General features: G+C 71.7%; 16 protein-coding genes and 3 pseudogenes. 14 read left to right on the forward strand and 5 right to left on the reverse strand.

Annotated elements, in window-relative coordinates:
* The first annotated feature begins 73 nt into the window (after positions 1-73).
* The 5 genes from ACZ7LS_RS27075 (at position 74) to ACZ7LS_RS27095 (ending at position 4,913) form a co-directional block, all read left to right on the forward strand.
* Positions 74-451, forward strand: coding sequence for a YraN family protein (locus ACZ7LS_RS27075; RefSeq protein ID WP_382517136.1), 378 nt, complete (start codon positions 74-76; stop codon positions 449-451).
* Positions 451-2,073: a YifB family Mg chelatase-like AAA ATPase gene (locus tag ACZ7LS_RS27080; RefSeq protein ID WP_385133401.1), complete on the forward strand. Its 1,623-nt coding sequence runs from the start codon at positions 451-453 to the stop codon at positions 2,071-2,073. Before ACZ7LS_RS27075 ends, ACZ7LS_RS27080 begins: the two co-directional genes overlap by 1 nt.
* Positions 2,070-3,212, forward strand: a complete 1,143-nt coding sequence (gene dprA / locus ACZ7LS_RS27085; RefSeq protein ID WP_382968524.1) for a DNA-processing protein DprA — start codon at positions 2,070-2,072, stop codon at positions 3,210-3,212. Before ACZ7LS_RS27080 ends, dprA begins: the two co-directional genes overlap by 4 nt.
* A gap of 245 nt (positions 3,213-3,457) precedes the next feature.
* Positions 3,458-4,294 (forward strand): RNA polymerase sigma factor WhiG, encoded by an 837-nt coding sequence (whiG, locus tag ACZ7LS_RS27090; protein ID WP_129772189.1) that lies wholly within the window; start codon positions 3,458-3,460, stop codon positions 4,292-4,294.
* Between the two features lie 79 nt (positions 4,295-4,373).
* Positions 4,374-4,913: a TetR/AcrR family transcriptional regulator gene (locus ACZ7LS_RS27095; RefSeq protein ID WP_078490686.1), complete on the forward strand. Its 540-nt coding sequence runs from the start codon at positions 4,374-4,376 to the stop codon at positions 4,911-4,913.
* 131 nt (positions 4,914-5,044) lie between these two features.
* Here ACZ7LS_RS27095 and ACZ7LS_RS27100 read toward each other — a convergent pair.
* A pseudogene (locus tag ACZ7LS_RS27100) lies at positions 5,045-5,677 on the reverse strand (murein hydrolase activator EnvC family protein); the annotation flags it as partial.
* Positions 5,678-5,961: 284 nt separating this feature from the next.
* Here ACZ7LS_RS27100 and rpsB point away from each other — a divergent pair.
* From rpsB to ACZ7LS_RS27145, 9 genes and pseudogenes are all read left to right on the forward strand, one after another.
* Positions 5,962-6,933: a 30S ribosomal protein S2 gene (gene rpsB, locus ACZ7LS_RS27105; RefSeq protein ID WP_385133405.1), complete on the forward strand. Its 972-nt coding sequence runs from the start codon at positions 5,962-5,964 to the stop codon at positions 6,931-6,933.
* Positions 6,934-7,026: 93 nt separating this feature from the next.
* Complete coding sequence (tsf, locus tag ACZ7LS_RS27110) at positions 7,027-7,863, forward strand: translation elongation factor Ts (protein ID WP_382664637.1); 837 nt, start codon at positions 7,027-7,029, stop codon at positions 7,861-7,863.
* Positions 7,864-8,019: 156 nt separating this feature from the next.
* Complete coding sequence (gene pyrH / locus ACZ7LS_RS27115; RefSeq protein WP_365976750.1) at positions 8,020-8,799, forward strand: UMP kinase; 780 nt, start codon at positions 8,020-8,022, stop codon at positions 8,797-8,799.
* Positions 8,800-8,925: 126 nt separating this feature from the next.
* Complete coding sequence (gene frr / locus ACZ7LS_RS27120; protein ID WP_030351725.1) at positions 8,926-9,483, forward strand: ribosome recycling factor; 558 nt, start codon at positions 8,926-8,928, stop codon at positions 9,481-9,483.
* Positions 9,483-10,553: a phosphatidate cytidylyltransferase gene (locus ACZ7LS_RS27125; protein WP_382664634.1), complete on the forward strand. Its 1,071-nt coding sequence runs from the start codon at positions 9,483-9,485 to the stop codon at positions 10,551-10,553. Before frr ends, ACZ7LS_RS27125 begins: the two co-directional genes overlap by 1 nt.
* Positions 10,554-10,764: 211 nt before the next feature.
* Positions 10,765-11,877, forward strand: coding sequence for a dual-specificity RNA methyltransferase RlmN (gene rlmN / locus ACZ7LS_RS27130; RefSeq protein ID WP_382517117.1), 1,113 nt, complete (start codon positions 10,765-10,767; stop codon positions 11,875-11,877).
* Positions 11,878-12,144: 267 nt separating this feature from the next.
* Positions 12,145-13,296: a thiamine ABC transporter substrate-binding protein gene (locus ACZ7LS_RS27135; RefSeq protein ID WP_382517114.1), complete on the forward strand. Its 1,152-nt coding sequence runs from the start codon at positions 12,145-12,147 to the stop codon at positions 13,294-13,296.
* Between the two features lie 77 nt (positions 13,297-13,373).
* Entirely contained in the window at positions 13,374-14,987 is a 1,614-nt protein-coding gene (locus tag ACZ7LS_RS27140) for an ABC transporter permease (protein ID WP_385133411.1), read from the forward strand.
* Positions 14,987-16,015: pseudogene (locus ACZ7LS_RS27145) on the forward strand (ABC transporter ATP-binding protein); the annotation flags it as partial. The gene ACZ7LS_RS27140 and the pseudogene ACZ7LS_RS27145, both read left to right, overlap by 1 nt.
* Before the next feature lie 139 nt (positions 16,016-16,154).
* On the opposite strand, the pseudogene ACZ7LS_RS27150 reads toward ACZ7LS_RS27145, so the two are convergent.
* From ACZ7LS_RS27150 to ACZ7LS_RS27165, 4 genes and pseudogenes are all read right to left on the reverse strand, one after another.
* Positions 16,155-16,424, reverse strand: a pseudogene (locus tag ACZ7LS_RS27150) (response regulator transcription factor); the annotation flags it as partial.
* 23 nt (positions 16,425-16,447) lie between these two features.
* A complete protein-coding gene (locus ACZ7LS_RS27155) occupies positions 16,448-17,581 on the reverse strand; it encodes an LOG family protein (RefSeq protein ID WP_382517109.1) in 1,134 nt (377 codons plus the stop codon).
* Between the two features lie 129 nt (positions 17,582-17,710).
* The gene (locus tag ACZ7LS_RS27160; protein ID WP_385133415.1) at positions 17,711-19,054 is read right to left on the reverse strand and encodes a hypothetical protein; all 1,344 of its coding nucleotides are present in this window, start codon (positions 19,052-19,054) and stop codon (positions 17,711-17,713) included.
* On the reverse strand, positions 19,036-19,764 hold the full coding sequence (locus tag ACZ7LS_RS27165) for an ABC transporter ATP-binding protein (protein WP_382517103.1): 729 nt from the start codon (positions 19,762-19,764) through the stop codon (positions 19,036-19,038). Before ACZ7LS_RS27165 ends, ACZ7LS_RS27160 begins: the two co-directional genes overlap by 19 nt.
* Positions 19,765-19,799 lie beyond the last annotated feature (35 nt).

Genomic DNA, 19,799 nt, shown 5'->3' on the forward strand with positions numbered 1-19,799 from the left:
CCACCGGGTTGTCCACCAAGATCCACTAGTTGCGGGCGGTCGCGTCAGAGTCGGTACCGGAGGTGGTGCCGGAATGAACGCGACGGGGGCACTGGGGCGGTACGGCGAGGATCTGGCGGCGCGGCGGCTGGCCGACGCGGGGATGACCGTGCTGGCGCGCAACTGGCGGTGCGGCAGGGTCGGCGAGATCGACATCGTGGCCCGCGACCAGGACAGCGGCGGCCGGGACGTACTGGTCGTCTGCGAGGTGAAGACCCGCAGGGCCGGCTGGTTCGAGCATCCGATGGCCGCGGTCACGCCGGTGAAGGCGGACCGGCTGAAACGGCTCGCGTACTGCTGGCTGGAGCGGTACGGCGGTCCGCCGCCCGGCGGGGTGCGGATCGATCTCATCGGGGTGCTGCTGCCCGGCCGGGGCGCGCCCGTGGTCGAGCACGCCCAGGGGGTGGCCTGATGGGGTTCGCGCGTGCGTGCTCGGTGGCGCTGCTGGGCGTCGAGGGTGTGGTGGTCGAGGTCCAGGCGGACCTGGAGCCGGGAGTGGCCGCCTTCACCCTGGTGGGGCTGCCCGACAAGAGCCTGGTGGAGAGCCGCGACCGGGTGCGGGCGGCCGTGGTGAACTCCGGGGGCGAGTGGCCGCAGAAGAAACTCACGGTGGGGCTGAGCCCCGCCTCCGTGCCGAAGGGTGGCAGCGGCTTCGACCTCGCCGTGGCCGCCGCGGTGCTCGGCGCGGCCGAACGGATCGATCCCAGGGCCATCGCCGATCTGGTCCTGATCGGGGAGCTCGGTCTGGACGGGCGGGTCAGGCCGGTGCGCGGGGTGCTGCCGGCCGTGCTCGCGGCGGCGGAGGCCGGCTACCGCCAGGTCGTCGTCCCCGAGCAGACAGCGGGCGAGGCCTCCCTGGTGCCGGGGGTGTCGGTCCTCGGGGTACGGACGCTGCGCCAGCTCATCGCCGTACTGACCGACGAGCCGGTGCCCGAGGAGCCGCCGGAGAGCGCGCCGGGACGTCCCGACGCGATGCTGGCGGGGCTGATGGTGCCCGGCGCCGGGGTGGGCACCGGTCTGGCCACGGGCGCCGGGGCGGGCGACGGACACCGGCCGGATCTCGCGGACGTGGCGGGTCAGGAGCCGGCCCGTACGGCGCTGGAGGTGGCCGCGGCCGGCGGGCACCATCTGCTGCTCCACGGGCCGCCGGGAGCGGGGAAGACGATGCTGGCGGAGCGGCTGCCGGGTGTTCTGCCGCCCCTGACCGGCCAGGAATCCCTGGAGGTCACGGCCGTGCACTCGGTGGCGGGCATGCTGCCGCCCGGCGAGCCGCTCGTCAGCGCCCCGCCCTACTGCGCACCGCATCACTCGGCGACCATGCAGTCCCTGGTCGGCGGCGGGAGCGGGCTTCCGCGGCCGGGCGCGGTGTCGCTGGCGCACCGAGGAGTGCTCTTCCTCGACGAGGCGCCGGAGTTCTCGGGCCGGGCGCTGGACGCTCTGCGGCAGCCGCTGGAGTCCGGCCATGTGGTGGTGGCACGCAGTGCCGGGGTGGTGCGGCTGCCCGCGCGGTTTCTGATGATCCTCGCGGCCAATCCCTGCCCGTGCGGGCGGCACACTCTGGTCGGGGCCGCGTGTGACTGCCCGCCCTCGGTGATCCGGCGCTACCAGGCCCGGCTGTCCGGGCCGCTGCTCGACCGGGTCGATCTGCGGGTCGGTGTCCAGCCCGTCCACCGCGCGGACCTGCTGGGGCAGGGCGGCAGGGGCGAGTCCACGGCGGCGGTGGCCGTGCGGGTACGGGAGGCCAGACAGCGGTCGGCGGCCCGGCTGGAGGGCACGCCGTGGACGGTGAACAGCGAGGTGCCCGGCCATGAGCTGCGTACGCGCTGGGCCGTCGCCCCCGGAGCGCTCGCGGCGGCGGAACGCGATCTGGAGCGTGGCCTGCTCACCGCGCGCGGTCTGGACCGGGTGCTGCGGGTGGCCTGGACAGTCGCGGACCTCGCCGGGCGAGCCCGGCCGGAATCACGCGATGTGGCCCTGGCGCTGGAGCTGCGTACCGGTGTGGCCAGGGGTGCGGCGGCAGGAGCGGCGTCATGATCGCCGTCGCCCCGGGGGAGCGGCTGGCGCGGGCCGCGCTCACGCGGATTCTGGAACCGGGAGACGAGTGCGGCGGACGGTGGCTGCGGAGGTACGGGGCGGCTCGGCTGCTGGAGCTGCTCACCTCACCGGACGCCGGACCTGAGCAGCTCACCGAGGCCGGTGAGCGGCGGCTCGGCGGCTATCGGATACGGGCGGCGACGGCCGATCCCGAGCGCGATCTGGCGGCGGTGAACACGCTCGGCGGCCGGTTCGTCTGCCCCGGCGACCGGGAGTGGCCCAGCCAGCTCGACGACCTGGAAGCGGCCGCGCCCATCGGGCTGTGGGTGCGCGGCGCGGCGGATCTGCGGCTCTGGTCACTGCGCTCCGTCGCGGTGGTCGGCGCCAGGGCGTGTACTCCGTACGGGGCACATATGGCGGCGAGTCTGGGCTCTGGTCTGGCGGAGCGCGGCTGGGTGGTGACCTCAGGCGGAGCGTTCGGGGTGGACGGCGCGGCGCACCGCGGCGCGCTGGCGGCCGACGGCGCCACCGTGGCCGTCCTCGCCTGCGGGGTCGACGTGGTCTATCCGCGCGGTCACACGGAGCTGATCGGACGCATCGCCGAACAGGGCCTGGTCATCGGTGAATTACCGCCGGGCGACCATCCCACCCGCAGCAGGTTCGTTCTCCGCAACCGCGTGATCGCCGCGCTCACCAGGGGGACTGTCGTGGTGGAAGCGGAGTACCGCAGCGGATCCCTGGTCACCGCGCGCGCGGCGCGGCGGCTCGGCCGCTTCACGATGGGCGTGCCGGGCCCCGCCACCAGCGGCCTCTCGGCGGGCGTGCACGAACTGCTGCGCGGTGAGGGAGTGCTGGTCACGGACGCCGCGGAAGTGATCGAGCTGGTGGGAGACATGGGCGAGCTGGCACCGCTCCGACGCGGTCCCGTACTGCCCAGGGATCTGCTCGATCCGGTCAGCGCACGGGTTCTGGAGGCGCTGCCCGCGCGAGGGGCCGCGCGTGGGCCGGAGATCGCGCGCGGCGCGGGCACGACCACGGACGAGGCGCTCGGCAGATTGTACGAACTGCACTCGTTGGGGTTCGTCGAACGGCATGGCGACGGCTGGCAGTTGGCCGCCGCGCGGCGAGGCGGTACTTGACCTGGGGCATTCGGGTGAAAAGGTGATGCGAATGACCCCTGTCTCTCGATCGGTGACACACCAGGGGCCGGCGCGAGCGGCGTCGGCCCCGGACCGACGGTGTGGCCGGCGGCGTCCGTCATGGCGGGTACGGGCGCCCGTTCCTCGCTCAGCGCGACGCGCCAGTCACGCTACGCTCACCTGCATTCCGGCCCCCGAGACAGATGTCCCCCCGCACTTCACAGCAGAACGGCTCAAGGCAACGCATGCCCCAGCACACCTCCGGGTCTGACCGCGCGGCGGCGCCCCCTGCCGCCCGGAGCGGCGTGCGGCCCCCCGCGCCCTCGTCGCTCGACGAGTTGTGGCGGTCGTACAAGGCCACGGGCGACGAGCGGCTGCGCGAGCAGTTGATCCTGCACTACTCGCCCCTGGTGAAGTATGTGGCGGGCCGGGTGAGCGTGGGGCTGCCGTCCAATGTCGAGCAGGCCGATTTCGTCTCCTCCGGGGTCTTCGGTCTGATCGACGCGATCGAGAAGTTCGACATCGAGCGGGCCATCAAGTTCGAGACCTACGCGATCACCCGTATCCGCGGCGCGATGATCGACGAACTCCGCGCCCTGGACTGGATCCCACGCTCCGTACGCCAGAAGGCCAGGGCCGTCGAGCGCGCCTACGCCACGCTGGAGGCCCAGCTGCGGCGCACGCCCTCGGAGCCCGAGGTCGCCGCCGAGATGGGGATCGCGCTGGAGGAACTGCACGCGGTTTTCAGCCAGTTGTCCCTGGCGAACGTCGTGGCGCTGGAGGAACTGCTGCATGTCGGCGGCGAGGGCGGTGACCGGCTCAGCCTCATGGACACCCTGGAGGACACCGCCGCCGACAACCCGGTGGAGGTCGCCGAGGACCGCGAGCTGAGACGGTTGCTCGCGCGGGCCATCAACACCCTCCCCGACCGGGAGAAAACCGTCGTCACGCTCTACTACTACGAGGGCCTCACGCTTGCCGAGATCGGCCATGTCCTCGGGGTGACCGAGAGCAGGGTCAGCCAGATCCACACAAAGTCCGTGCTGCAGCTGCGGGCGAAGCTGGCCGACGTCGGACGCTGACGCTGTGTGGGCGCCCGCTCATCCGTAGAGTGGAGGCGTGCCCAGGATTCGAGCGGCCTCCGTGGCCGAGCACCGGACCATGCAACGAGGCGCCCTGCTGGACGCCGCGCGTTCCCTCCTGTCCGAAGGCGGTACGGACGCGCTGACCTTCCCCGCACTCGCCGAGCGCACCGGCCTCGCCAGGTCCTCCGTCTACGAGTACTTCCGCTCGCGCGCCGCTGTCGTCGAGGAACTGTGCGCCGTCGACTTCCCGGTCTGGGCGGCCGAGGTCGAGGCCGCCATGGCCGGAGCGGAGACGCCCGAGGCCAAGATCGAGGCGTATGTGCGCCGTCAGCTCGCGCTGGTCGGGGACCGGCGCCACCGCGCGGTCGTCGCCATCTCCGCGAGTGAGCTGGACGCCGGGGCCCGCGAGAAGATCCGTGCCGCGCACGGCGGTCTGATCGCCATGATCGTGGAGGCGCTCGGCGAACTGGGCCATGAACAGCCCCGGCTCGCCGCGATGCTGCTCCAGGGCGTCGTGGACGCGGCGGTCAGACGTATCGAGCTCGGCGCGGCCGAGGCGCCCCCGGAGATCGCCGAGGCGGCCGTCTCCATGGCGCTGCGCGGCGTACGGGGCTGAGCGCCGGGCGCGGACGTAGGCGGCGCGTACACGGACGGCGCGTACGCCGGCGGATGCGCCGCCAGTGTCCACCGCACGCCCCACTGGATTCGTACCGCCCGGACTCGTACCGCCCGGACTTGTTCCGGTTCCGGTTCGGGGACGCCGAAGACCGGCAGGAGCCGCGACGGACCCCGGCGCAGCAGCTCGCGGGGCAGCAGGGACAGCGGGTTCAGATGGACTCCGCCCCGCAGCAGACCCCAGTGCAGACATCCCCGCGCGCAATGGGACGGAGCGCCCGTCATCGTGGCGACCCGCTGGCCCGCCGTCACCTCGTCTCCCTCGGCGACGAGAGGCGACACCGGCTGGTAGGTCGTCCGCAGCGGCGGATCGCCCGTACCGGACAGCGTGATCGAGAGCACCCCGCGCCCCGCCACCCGCCCTGCGAAGGAGACCCGGCCCGCTGCCGCCGCGCGTACCGGCTCCCCGGCCGCCGCGGCCAGGTCCACCCCACGATGACCGGGGCCGTACGCCGAGGCGGGCGGCTCCCAGCCCCGCAGCACCGCCGGACCCGGACGCGCACCCACGCCCACGGGCCAGGCCCGGCCCTCGCCGCCGCCGGGCGCCTTCGCGGCCACCGCCTCCGGCGCGGCCCACAGCCCGAGCGGTGCCGGAACGGCGGCGACGAGTACGCCGAGCGCGAGCAGTACGAGCCGTACGCGGCGCCGGACGAGGAGAGGGGAGAGAAGGGCGAGTGTGCCGACGTGGTCACGGAAAGTAGTCATGCCGTCCACGGTCCCGCATGAGGGCCCCAGCGCGCTGATCATGAACGGGATCTGTGGAGTACCGACGGGTTGTGGACAACGCCGTCACCCAGGGGTGCGAAGGTCCCGTACACTTCTCGTGGCGATCCGGGTCACCGGGTCGACTTCGCACGCCCCGCCATCGGCCCCTTCGCGCCGATGTCAGCGCTTCTCGGTCTCGGTCTTCCGTGGCACAGCGCATCGGGGCGTCAGGCGCGACTGCCGTCCGGCGGACGCGACAACCGAGTATCTCAAGGAGTGCGGCCATGGCCGTCGTCACGATGCGGGAGCTGCTGGAGAGCGGCGTCCACTTCGGTCACCAGACCCGTCGCTGGAACCCGAAGATGAAGCGCTTCATCTTCACCGAGCGCAACGGCATCTACATCATCGACCTGCTCCAGTCGCTGTCGTACATCGACCGCGCCTACGAGTTCGTCAAGGAGACCGTCGCCCACGGCGGCTCCATCATGTTCGTCGGTACGAAGAAGCAGGCCCAGGAGGCCATCGCCGAGCAGGCGACGCGCGTCGGCATGCCCTACGTCAACCAGCGCTGGCTGGGCGGCATGCTCACCAACTTCTCCACCGTCTACAAGCGCCTTCAGCGTCTGAAGGAGCTTGAGCAGATCGACTTCGAGGACGTGGCCGCCTCCGGCCTCACCAAGAAGGAGCTGCTGGTCCTCTCCCGCGAGAAGGCCAAGCTGGAGAAGACCCTCGGTGGTATCCGCGAGATGCAGAAGGTGCCCAGCGCCGTCTGGATCGTCGACACCAAGAAGGAGCACATCGCCGTCGGTGAGGCGCGCAAGCTCCACATCCCGGTCGTCGCGATCCTCGACACCAACTGCGACCCCGACGAGGTCGACTACAAGATCCCGGGCAACGACGACGCGATCCGCTCCGTCACCCTGCTCACCCGCGTGATCGCCGACGCCGTCGCCGAGGGCCTCATCGCCCGTTCCGGCGTCGCCACCGGTGACTCGAAGCCGGGCGAGAAGGCCGCCGGCGAGCCGCTCGCCGAGTGGGAGCGCGACCTGCTTGAGGGCGAGAAGAAGGACGACGCCGAGAAGCCGGCCGAGGCCGAGAAGCCGGCCGAGGCCGAGAAGCCGGCCGAGGCCGAGGCCAAGACCGAGGGCGACGTCCAGACCTCCGCCGAGACGGAGAAGGTCGCCGACGCGGAGCAGGCCGAGGCCCCCGCCGAGGCCCCCGCCGAGGCTCCGGCCGCGGACACCGAGCAGGCCTGACCTTCCCCAGGTTCGGTAGTTGACGGCGGGGGCCCACCGGCCCCCGCCGTTCACCCGTAGATCCTTCAGACCTTCGAGAGAGAATTACAGATCATGGCGAACTACACCGCCGCTGACGTCAAGAAGCTCCGTGAGCTCTCCGGCGCCGGCATGATGGACTGCAAGAAGGCGCTCGTCGAGGCCGACGGTGACGTCGACAAGGCCGTCGAGCTTCTCCGTGTCAAGGGTCAGAAGGGCGTCGCCAAGCGCGAGAGCCGTTCGGCCGAGAACGGCGCCGTCGTCTCCCTCATCTCCGAGGACAAGACGTCCGGCGTTCTGCTTGAGCTGAAGTGCGAGACGGACTTCGTCGCCAAGGGCGACAAGTTCCAGACCGTCGCCAACACGCTCGCCGCCCACGTCGCCGCGACCTCCCCGGCCGACCTCCAGGCGCTGCTCGCCTCCGAGATCGAGGCCGGCAAGACCGTCCAGGCGTATGTCGACGAGGCGAACGCCAACCTCGGCGAGAAGATCGTCCTGGACCGGTTCGCGCAGTTCACCGGCGGTTACGTGGCCGCCTACATGCACCGCACCATGCCCGACCTCCCGCCGCAGGTCGGCGTCCTTGTCCAGCTGGACAAGGAGAACGAGGACATCGCCAAGGACATCGCGCAGCACATCGCCGCGTTCGACCCGAAGTACCTCAGCCGCGACGAGGTCCCGGCCGAGACGGTCGAGAACGAGCGTCGCGTGGCCGAGGCCACCTCGCGCGAGGAGGGCAAGCCCGAGGCCGCCCTGCCGAAGATCATCGAGGGCCGGGTCAACGGCTTCTTCAAGGACGTCGTCGTCACGGAGCAGGCGTTCGCCAAGGACAACAAGAAGTCCGTCCAGAAGGTCCTGGACGAGGCCGGTGTCACCCTGACGCGCTTCGTGCGCATCCGGGTCGGCGTCTGAGTCTGTACGCGATCAACCCAAGACCCCGATAGGGTCTGACGCAGTCGTCCGGGTACCTGCCGGGCGGCCGCAGATCTGACGAGGAGGCCATTGCCGCACAGGGAACCGCAAGGACCCCGGCAATGGCCTTCTTCGTATGCGCACGAGGAGATCTCCATGGAACAGGCCGACACAAGCGACGACGGCAAGAAGAGCGACGACGGCAGGAATCACGGCCACGGCCGCTTCATGCTGAAGCTGTCCGGTGAGGCGTTCGCCGGACGGGGAGCGCTCGGCGTCGACCCCGATGTCGTCCACGCCATCGCCCGCGAGATCGCCGCCGTCGTCCGGGACGGCGCCCAGATCGCGGTCGTCATCGGCGGGGGCAACTTCTTCCGGGGTGCCGAACTCCAGCAGCGCGGCATGGACCGGGCGCGCTCCGACTACATGGGCATGCTCGGCACGGTCATGAACTGCCTCGCCCTCCAGGACTTCCTGGAGAAGGAGGGCATCGACTCCCGTGTCCAGACCGCCATCACCATGGGGCAGGTCGCGGAGCCGTACATCCCCCTCCGCGCCGTGCGCCACCTGGAGAAGGGCCGCGTCGTGATCTTCGGCGCCGGTATGGGCATGCCGTACTTCTCGACCGACACCACCGCCGCCCAGCGCGCGCTGGAGATCGACGCCGAGGCATTGTTGATGGGGAAGAACGGAGTCGACGGGGTGTACGACTCCGACCCCAAGACCAACCCCGCCGCGGTCAAGTTCGACGCCCTGGAGTACGGCGAGGTGATCGCCGGAGATCTGCGCGTCGCCGACATGACCGCCATCACGCTGTGCCAGGACAACAAGCTGCCGATCCTCGTCTTCGAATTGCTGAAGGAAGGCAATATCGCGCGTGCGGTCAAGGGTGAGAAGATCGGCACACTCGTGAGCGACCAGGGCACCCGGAGCTGATCCGGGGCCGCCCCGCACGGGATGGACAAAGCCCTGCCGGTCGGACACCGTGCAGGACAAGACGCGACGCAGGTTCCGCCGGCCGATTCGCACGCCGGGCCCACTCAAGACACGCAGGAGCAAGTGGTGATCGAAGAGACCCTCCTCGAGGCCGAGGAGAAGATGGAGAAGGCCGTCCTGGTCGCCAAAGACGACTTCGCCGCGATCCGCACAGGGCGGGCGCACCCGGCGATGTTCAACAAGATCGTGGCGGACTACTACGGTGCTCTGACCCCGATCAACCAGCTCGCCTCGTTCGCCGTGCCCGAGGCGCGGATGGCCGTGGTGACCCCGTTCGACAAGAGCGCGCTGCGCAATATCGAGCAGGCGATCCGCGACTCCGACCTCGGCGTCAATCCGAGCAACGACGGCAACATCATCCGGGTGGTGTTCCCCGAGCTGACGCAGGACAGGCGCAAGGAGTTCATCAAGGTCGCCAAGACCAAGGCCGAGGACTCGAAGATCTCGATCCGCGCGGTCCGCCGCAAGGCCAAGGAGACCATCGACAAGCTGATCAAAGACGGCGAGGTCGGCGAGGACGAGGGCCGCCGCGCCGAGAAGGAGCTCGACGACACCACCGCGAAGTATGTCGCGCAGGTGGACGAGCTGCTGAAGCACAAGGAAGCCGAGCTGCTCGAAGTCTGATGAACGACTCTTCCCGGGGAGCCTCGTCGACAGCCGGATACTGGGGACCGACCGACCCGGGGGCTGTCCCGGCGGGTCCCGCATACGATGAGCATCCCGCACAGCAGACTCGGCCCATGCCCATCGTGCCCGACGGACCCGCCGACAGCGGGAACCAGGATGACGACCGGGGGGCTGCTCGGCCGGGCGGCCCCCTGTTCCGTGACAAGACCCCGCAGGAGCCCATGGCAGCCCCGCCGCCACCCCCGCCGAAGAAGCGGGCCGGACGTGATCTGCGTGCGGCCATAGGGGTCGGTATCGGGCTCGGCGCGGTCGTCGCGGCCTCGCTCTTCATCGTGAAGGCCGTTTTCATCGGTGTCATAGCGGTCGCGGTGGTGATCGGGCTGTGGGAGCTGACCTCACGGCTCGACGAGAAGAAGGGCATCAAGGCACCGCTCGTCCCACTCGCCGTCGGCGGCGCCGCGATGGTCGTCGCCGGATACGCGCGGGGAGCGGAAGGTGCCTGGGTCGCGATGGCCCTCACCGCGCTCGCGGTGCTGATCTGGCGGATGACGGAACCGCCCGAGGGCTACCTCAGAGATGTCACGGCGGGCGTCTTCGCCGCGTTCTACGTGCCGTTCCTGGCCACCTTCGTCGCGATGATGCTCACCGCGCACGACGGTCCGTGGCGGGTGCTGATGTTCCTGCTGCTGACGGTCGTCAGCGACACGGGCGCGTACGCGGTCGGCTGGCGCTTCGGCACGCACAAGCTGGCGCCCCGTATCAGCCCCGGGAAGACCTGGGAGGGGCTGGCCGGAGCTGTCGGCTTCGCGATGGCGGCCGGTGCGCTCTCCATGGAGTTCCTGATCGACGACGGGGTCTGGTGGCAGGGACTGCTGCTGGGACTCGCGGTCGCGGCCAGTGCCACCCTCGGTGATCTCGGCGAGTCCATGATCAAGCGGGATCTCGGCATCAAGGACATGGGCACGCTGCTGCCGGGGCACGGCGGGATCATGGACCGGCTGGACTCCCTGCTGCCCACGGCGCCGGTGGTCTGGTTGCTGCTGGTGCTCTTCGTGGGCTCCGGGTAGTGCTCCCGTCCCCGGCAAGGTCGGCCCGTCGCGGCACTACCCGTACCGGTTACCCTGAAAGGGCTCGCCGCTCACGGGTGGCGGGCCCTTTTGAGCCCCGCGGCTGTGAAGCCGTTCCCGTGAGGTCTCCCGGCACCGGCACAGTCCTGCCGTACTCCCCGCCACAGCGGGGGTAGCCCGGCCTCGCCGCATCGAGGAGATTTGGTTTTTCATGGCCCCGCCGACACCCGGAGAACTCACTTTCGTCGCGCCTCGCGGAGCCAAGAAGCCCCCGCGGCATCTCGCCGACCTCACCCCCGCGGAGCGCCGCGACGCCGTCGCCGCGATCGGCGAGAAGCCGTTCCGCGCCAAGCAGCTGTCGCAGCACTACTTCGCGCGGTACGCGCACGACCCCGAGCAGTGGACCGACATCCCGGCCGCCGCCCGCCAGAAGCTCGCCACGGAGCTGCTGCCCGACCTGATGTCGGTGGTACGGCACATCTCGTGCGACGACGACACCACCCGTAAGACCCTGTGGCGGCTGCACGACGGCACGCTCGTCGAGTCGGTGCTGATGCGCTACCCGGACCGCGTCACCATGTGCATCTCCTCGCAGGCGGGCTGCGGGATGAACTGCCCGTTCTGCGCCACCGGCCAGGCCGGTCTCGACCGCAACCTCTCCACCGCCGAGATCGTGCACCAGATCGTCGACGGCATGCGCGCGCTGCGTGACGGCGAGGTCCCCGGCGGCCCCTCGCGGCTGTCCAACATCGTCTTCATGGGCATGGGCGAGCCGCTCGCCAACTACAACCGGGTGGTCGGGGCGATCCGCCGGCTCACCGACCCCGAGCCGGACGGGCTGGGCCTCTCGCAGCGCGGGATCACCGTCTCGACGGTCGGTCTGGTGCCCGCGATGCTGCGCTTCGCCGACGAGGGCTTCAAGTGCCGGCTCGCGGTCTCCCTGCACGCGCCCGACGACGAACTGCGCGACACTCTCGTGCCGGTCAACACGCGGTGGAAGGTGCGCGAAGTGCTGGACGCCGCCTGGGAGTACGCGGAGAAGTCGGGCCGCCGGGTCTCCATCGAGTACGCGCTGATCCGCGACATCAACGACCAGGCCTGGCGCGGCGACCGGCTGGGCCGGCTGCTCAAGGGCAAGCGGGTGCACGTCAATCTCATCCCGCTCAACCCGACGCCCGGCTCCAAGTGGACGGCGTCGCGCCCCGAGGACGAGAAGGCGTTCGTCGAGGCGATCGCGGCCCACGGGGTGCCGGTGACCGTACGGGACACCCGGGGCCAGGAGATCGACGGGGCGTGCGGACAGCTGGCGGCCTCGGAGCGGTAGGAACGCGGGAGGAGTCGGTACGGCGCCACGGGGTAATCTTGGCCTGAACGTATTGCATATTTTCCGACAGGGGAGCGCCACAGCGCTGAGAGTGCGGCACATGTCCGTGGGAGCGGGCAGCGGTCGCAGACCCTCTGAACCTTGCCCAGGTCATTCTGGGTAGGAAGTTCGGACACCACTCAAGCTGTAGCGCCCTGCCCGGAGTCCGGCCGGTACGGACCCCGGGCGGGGCCGCGTCTTCTCCTGGACATCCCAGGAGGAAAGTCAGTGAGCAGTACCCGTATTCGTACCCGTACGCGGACCAGCATCCGTACGCGGACCAGCACGAGAAGGGCGGCGGCCGGCGCGCTCGCCGCCGCGCTCGGCGTCTCGGCGCTCGCCGCCTGCGGCGGGTCCGGCGGCTCCACGTCGTCCGGCGACGGCGGCAGCGGCCCCGAGTCGAAGACCGTCACCCTCGTCAGCCACGACTCGTTCAACGCCTCGCCCGCCGTGCTGAAGGAGTTCACCAAGGAGACCGGTTACACGGTCAAGGTCCTGAAGAGCGGCGACGCCGGAGAGGCCCTCAACAAGGAGATCCTGACGAAGGGTTCGCCCCAGGGCGATGTCTTCTTCGGCGTGGACAACACCCTGCTCTCCCGCGCCCTCGACAACGGCCTGTTCACGCCGTACGAGGCGAAGGGCCTGGACCGCGTCGAGGACAGTACGCGGCTCGACAAGGACAAGAACCGGGTCACCCCGGTCGACACCGGCGACATCTGCGTCAACTACGACAAGAAGTACTTCGCGGACAAGAAGCTGGCGCCGCCGCGGACCTTCGACGATCTGATCAAGCCCCAGTACAAGAACCTCCTCGTCACCGAGAACGCCGCGACCTCCTCACCCGGCCTCGGCTTCCTCCTCGGCACGGTCGCGCGGTACGGCGACAAGGGCTGGCAGGACTACTGGAAGAAGCTGAAGGACAACGGGGTCCAGGTCGTGGACAGCTGGGAGCAGGCGTACAACGACAGCTTCTCCGGCTCCGCGGGCGGCAAGAAGGCCAAGGCCGACCGGCCGCTCGTCGTCTCGTACGCCTCCAGCCCGCCCGTCGAGGTGCTGTACGCGGAGCCCCGGCCCGAGGAGGCGCCGACCGGCGTCTCCACCGGGACCTGCTTCCGGCAGACCGAGTTCGCCGGTCTGCTGGGCGGCGCGAAGAACGAGGCCGGCGGGAAGGCGCTGCTGGACTTCCTGATCGGTGAGAAGTTCCAGGCGGACATGCCGCTGAACATGTTCGTCAACCCCGTGGTCAAGGATGTCGCGCTGCCGGAGCTGTTCACGAAGTTCGGCGCGACCGTCGACACGCCCAGGACCGTGGCGCCCGACACCATCGCCGCCCACCGTGAGCAGTGGATCCAGTCGTGGTCCTCACTCGTAGTGAAGTAACACCCAGGACGCCGGGGGGAGGGCGGCCGGGGCGCGGCCGGGCCCGGGGGCGCGGAAACGCCCTGCGGCTCGCCCTCATGGCCGTGCCCCTCGCCTTCTTCGCCGTCTTCTTCGCCTACCCGGTGGCCGCGATCGTGGGCCGGGGACTGAAGACGGACGGCGGCTGGCAGTTCGGCCGGATCGGGGACGTACTGACCCGCCCTGACATCCTCGGCGTCCTGTGGTTCACCACCTGGCAGGCGCTCGCCTCCACGGCGCTCACCCTGCTGATCGCGCTGCCGGGCGCGTATGTTTTCGCACGCTTCGACTTCCCCGGCAAACAGCTGCTGCGCGCGGTCGTCACCGTCCCGTTCGTGCTGCCGTCCGTCGTGGCCGGCACCGCCTTCCTGGCGCTGCTCGGGCGCGGCGGACTCCTCGACGACCTGTGGGGCGTACGGCTCGACACCTCGGTCTGGGCGATCCTCCTCGCGCATGTCTTCTTCAACTACGCGGTGGTCGTCAGGACGGTGGGCGGGCTGTGGGCGCAGCTCGATCCGCGCCAGGAGGAGGCGGGCCGGGTGCTCGGCGCGGGGCGGCTCGCGGCCTGGTGGCGCGTGACGCTGCCGGCCCTCGGTCCCGCCGTCGCGGCCGCCGCGCTGATGGTCTTCCTCTTCACCTTCACCTCCTTCGGGGTCGTACAGATCCTGGGCGGTCCCGGCTTCTCCACCCTGGAGGTGGAGATCTACCGGCAGACCGCGCAGCTCCTCGATCTGCCCACCGCCGCCGTGCTCACGCTGGTGCAGTTCGCGGCGGTCGGCGCGGTCCTGGCGGTGCACGCGTGGACCGTACGGCGGCGGGAGACCGCGCTGCGGCTGGTCGACCCCGCGCTGACCGCCCGCCGGCCGCGCGGCGCCGGACAGTGGGCGCTGCTCGGCGGGGTGCTCGGCACCGTACTGCTGCTGATCCTGGTGCCGTTGGGGGTGCTCGTCGAACGCTCCCTGAGCGGTCCCGGCGGGTACGGATTCGACTTCTACCGGGCCCTCGGATCGGTGGAGTCCAGCGGCGGCACCTTCCTCGTGCCGCCGCTGGAAGCGGTCTGGAACTCCCTGCGGTACGCGCTCGTCGCGACCGCCGTCGCGCTGGTGGTCGGAGGGCTGGCCGCCGCCGCGCTCACCCGGCGCGCGGGCCGTCTCGTGCGGGGCTTCGACGCGCTGCTGATGCTGCCGCTCGGCGTCTCGGCCGTGACCGTCGGCTTCGGTTTCCTGATCACGCTGGACAAGCCGCCGCTGGATCTGCGGGCCTCCTGGATCCTGGTGCCGCTCGCCCAGGCGCTGGTGGGGGTCCCCTTCGTCGTACGGACCATGCTGCCGGTGCTGCGGGCGGTGGACGGACGGCTGCGCGAGGCGGCGGCCGTGCTCGGAGCGTCACCGCTGCGCGCCTGGCGGGAGGTGGACCTGCCGCTGGTGCGGCGGGCTTCGCTGGTCGCCGCCGGGTTCGCGTTCGCCGTCTCGCTCGGCGAGTTCGGCGCGACGGTCTTCATCGCGCGCCCGGACCGGCCGACGCTGCCGGTGGCCGTCGCGCGGCTGCTGGGGCGGCCGGGTGAGCTGAACTACGGCCAGGCGATGGCCCTTTCCACGGTCCTGATGGTGGTGTGCGCGGTGTCGCTGCTGGCGCTGGAACGTATCCGTACCGACCGCTCGGGAGAGTTCTGATGGCCTTGCTGACCCTGTCGGATGTGACCGTACGGTTCGGCGCGCGCACCGCGCTCGACGCGGTGGATCTGGAGGTCGCCGAGCACGAGACCGTCTGTGTGCTCGGACCGAGCGGCAGCGGCAAATCCACGCTGCTGCGGGTGGTCGCCGGACTCCAGGAGCCGGCCGGCGGACGGGTGGCGCTCGACGGCTCCGACCAGTCGGGGGTACCGGTGCACCGGCGTGGGGTCGGCCTGATGTTCCAGGACCACCAGCTCTTCCCGCAGCGCGACGTGCGCGGCAATGTCGCCTTCGGGCTGCGGATGCGCGGCGCCACCCGGGACGAACAGGCCCGCCGCGTCGAGGAGTTGCTCGATCTCGTCGGACTGCCGGGGGCCGGCCGCCGGGCCGTCGCCGAGCTGTCGGGCGGCGAACAGCAGCGGGTCGCGCTGGCACGGGCGCTCGCGCCGAGGCCGCGGCTGCTGATGCTGGACGAACCGCTCGGCCAGCTCGACCGCGGCCTGCGCGAACGGCTCGTGGTCGAACTGCGCGGCCTGTTCGGACGGTTGGGCACGACCGTGCTCGCCGTCACCCACGACCAGGGCGAGGCCTTCGCGCTCGCCGACCGGGTGGTGGTGATGCGCGACGGCCGTATCGCCCAGACGGGCACCCCGCTGGAGGTCTGGCAGCGGCCCGCCTCCGCCTTCGTCGCCCGCTTCCTCGGCTTCGGCAATGTCGTGGACGCGACGGTGAGCGGCGCGGTCGCCGACACGGTCTGGGGGAAGGTGCCGGTCCCCGACGGATCGGCCCAGGGCGAGCGGACGGTGCTGGTACGGCCCGCCGGGGTACGTCTCGTGGCCCCGGGTGAAGGGCTGCGCTGCGTCGTCGGGGCGCGTACGTTCACCGGCGGCCGGGTCGCCGTACGGCTACGGCCCGGCGCGCCCACCGGCGCGCCGGACATCGAGGCCGAGTGCGGGCTGCGCGAGGCGCCGGAGGAGGGCGCGGAGGTGGGGGTCGTCTTCGCCGCCGAGGAAGTGGTGGTGCTGGCCGCTCAGGACCGGCCCGGAGTGCCGGCCGCTCAGAACCGGCCGGATACGCGGGCGGCGGATCAGGACCGGCCGGGAGTGCGGGCCGCTCAGAACCGGCCGGATACGCGGGCGGCGGACACGGCCGGGGCGTCCCCGTACCTCACGGGTCATGGCGCCGCGCGCCCGGCCGCACCGGACCGAGTTCGTACGCCAGGATCACCGCCTGCGCCCGGTCCCTGAGCCGCGCCTTCGCGAACAGCCGGCTGATGTGCGCCTTGACCGTGTGGTCCGCGATGGTGAGCCGGCCGGCGATCTCGGCGTTGGACGGACCGCGCGCGAGCGGCGCGTCGCCCCTGGCCACGACCCGTACGGCGTCCAGCGGTTCGGGAAACGTCGCGTCCTTCAGGAGGAAGCCGTCCGCTCCCGCCGCTCACCTCGTCGACGGCCCGCCGCTCACCCCGCCGCGAGCCGGGCGAGCGCCGCCGGTGCCTCGTCCACCGTGTCGACGAGCGCGATACGGGACTCCATCCGGCGTTCCCGCGCGAGCGCCGTCAGCAGCGGCCAGGCAGGCAGCCGCTCCGTCCAGTGGGCCCGGTCGACCAGGACCATCGGGGTCGGCTCACCGCGCGACTCGTAGTAGTTCGGCGTCGCGTTGTCGAAGATCTCCTGGACGGTGCCCGCCGCGCCCGGCAGGAAGACCACGCCCGCGTTGGAGCGCGCCAGCAGGCCGTCCTCGCGGGTGGCGTTGGCGAAGTACTTGGCGATGTGCGCGGCGAAGGCGTTGGGCGGCTCGTGGCCGTAGAACCAGGTGGGGATCCCGATCGAGGCCTCGCCCTTGGGCCAGCGCGCGCGTACGGCGAAGGCGGCCCGCGCCCAGTCGGATATGGAGGGCACGAACGACGGTGCCTCCGCGAGCATGCCGAGCGCCTCGTCCAGCATGTCGTCGGGGTGGGAGGCCGCGTACGCGCCGAGGTTCGCGGCCTCCATGGCGCCGGGCCCGCCGCCGGTCGCCACGGTCAGTCCGGTACGGGTGAGCGAGCGGCCGAGCCGTGCCGCGCCGGCGTACGCGTCGGTACCGCGCGCCATCGCGTGTCCGCCCATCACGCCCACCACCCTGGCGCCCACGAGGAGTTCGTCCAGGGCGTCGGAGATCGCGTCGTCGTGCACCGCGCGCAGCATGGACGCGAGGATGTCGCCGTCCGCCTTGGTCCGCTGGAACCACGCGTAGGCGCGCGCGTCGGGTGTGGCCTCGTAACCGCCTTCCGCCAGCCCCTCGAAGAGCTGGTCGGGCGAGTAGACGAACCCTCGGTAGGGATCGAACGGGAGATGGGGAACGGGCGGGAACACCATGGCGCCGTCGGACCGGACCTTGTCGGCGGCGCGGGGCTCCATGGGGCAGCCGAGGAAGACGGCGTCGGCGGTGTCGGTGCGGAGCAGTTCCGGCGTACGGGCCGTCAGATCGACGGACTGCAGCCGGTATCCGCCGAGCGTGCCCGCCCGCACGACCCGGTCGAACTCGTCGAGGGTCTCGATCTCGTGGTCCTCGTGGTCCTCGGTGTGCGCGGGGGACTGGGCGTCGTTCGGCATGGGGTCACGATAGGGCGTGGCCGACGGGGTGTTGCCGCCAGGGCCCCCGGCCCGACGGCCCCGGAACGCCGGAACCGGCCGTCCCCCGCACTCGGGCGGGGCACGGCCGGTTCCGGCGAGAGCGCCGGCTCAGTTGGTCAGCGGGACCGCCGCCAGGGCCGCCACCGCCCAGGTCAGCGGGGCGAACACCACGAGGATCGTGGTCGCGCGCACCGCCGCCGCCGTCCGCAGGAGCGTGGCGGGGGCACCGAGCCGGTACAGGGACTCGGTGGTGGAGACACGGGCCTGTTTGGCCTCCAGGACCGCCGTCAGAACCGTGGCCACCGTGCAGCCGATGACCAGGGCGGCGCCGAGGCCGGTCAGCGGGCCGAAGGGCCGTTCCTCACCGGGGCCGTACAGGGACGCCGCGGCGAACGCGCCCGAGACCACCGCGCACAGCACGCCCAGCGGGCGTCCGATGCGGCGCGCCTCGGCCATCAGCGTGCGGCCCGCGAGCAGCCGGATCGCGCCGGGCCGCATGGCCTGGAGCAGCAAGCCGCAGAGATGGGTGATCCCCGGCCCGGCCAGCGCCAGGCCGAGCGCCGTCAGCGCCCAGCCCGCCAGCACTCCGGCCGAACTGCCGTCGAAGTGGCCCGGCAGCGGCGGCGGGGTGCCGCCACCGCCCCGGCTCGCGTAGGTCTCGACCGCGAGCCCCGCCGCCGCGATCGCGACACCCCACGGCAGACCGGCCGGCGTCGGCCCCGGTTCGGGTACGCGCACGGGCGGCATCAGCCTGGGCTCGTCGATGGCGGTGTCCGGGGCCTTGGCCGCCTCCGCGGCCTCCGCCGCCTCGATGGCCTTGCCCGACGCCGTATGCGGATCCGCGTCCATGTCCGCGCCCGCGCCCGTGTCCGTGTCCGGATCCGTGGTCGCCACCATGGTGTTGACGGGCCGGACCGGCATCCTGGCGGGGGCGGGCGGGAGCCCGGCCGTGGTGCGCGTCCGCAGCGCCAGCCAGGTCGCCGCCGACGCCAGCACCGGCACCGCGGCCAGCAGCGTCAGTGCCGCGCCCAGCGGCAGCGGACGGCCCGCGGCGAGCAGTTTCGCGGCCTCGCCGTCGAACGGCATCCCCGTCAGATCACCGCGCAGATGAAGGAAGAACAGCAGCGCCACCGCGCTGCCCAGCGTGCAGGACACGGCGGTCGACGCGGCGGCCAGCGCCGCGAGCCGCGCCGGGCCGAGGCCCACCGCCGACAGCCCGGAGCGGGGCAGGGTGCTCTGATCGGTACGGGCCGTGGCGACCGCGAACTGCACCGTCGCGGCCAGCGGGATCAGACACCAGAGCAGTCGCGCCTGGGACCCGGCCGGATGGTCCAGCGCCCAGCCCAGGGTGCACAGAAGAAGGAAACCGACCCCGGCGGAGGCGGCGGCGACCAGCAGCCGGCGCAGCAGGACCAGGGGGTGGGCGCCGCGGCCTAGACGGAGAGCGAGCACGCGGCCCGGCCTTCCGCCTCGGACGGCCGGAGGGAGTTGACCCGGCGTCCGTCCACCAGTGAGACCGTACGGTCGGCGAGCGCCGTGAGCTCCTCGTCCAGAGTGGCCAGGACGACGGTGATCCGGTGCGAGCGGGCCGCGGTGGTCAGCGTGCGCAGCACCTGCGCGCCGTCCGTGAGGTGCAGCGCCGCCGCCGGCTCGTCGGCGAAGAGCACCGAGGGCGTGGTGACCAGCGCGCGGGCGACGGCGACGCGTTGCCGCTGTGCCTGGTACAGCGCGTACGGACGTTTACGGGCGCAGCCGCCGATGTCGAGGCGCTCCAGCCACTCCATGGCCGCCGCCTTGGCGGCGCGATGGGACGAGCCGCGCATCAGCAGCGGCAGGGCCGCGTTCTCCCAGGCGTTGAGTTCGGGGACGAGGGACGGCTCGGGGCCGATCCAGCTGAAGCGGTCGCGGCGCAGCTGTTCGCGGAGCGCCGCGCTCATGGTGTGGACCGGCGAGCTGTTGAACCAGACCTCGCCCTCCTGCGGCACCAGCTGACCCGACAGACACCGCAGCAGAGTCGTCTTGCCGCTGCCGCGCGGGCCGTTGACGGCGAGGATCTCACCCTCGCGCACCCCGAGCGAGACGCTGTCGAGTGCGGGGGAGCCGTTGTGGGAGTAGTTCAGAGAACGCGCCCAGAGCACGTCGTTGTCCGGTGGGGCCACCATTGGCGTACACCTCGGTTCGGATTTACCTCCCCCGT

This window comes from Streptomyces sp. NPDC039430, from assembly GCF_055639435.1.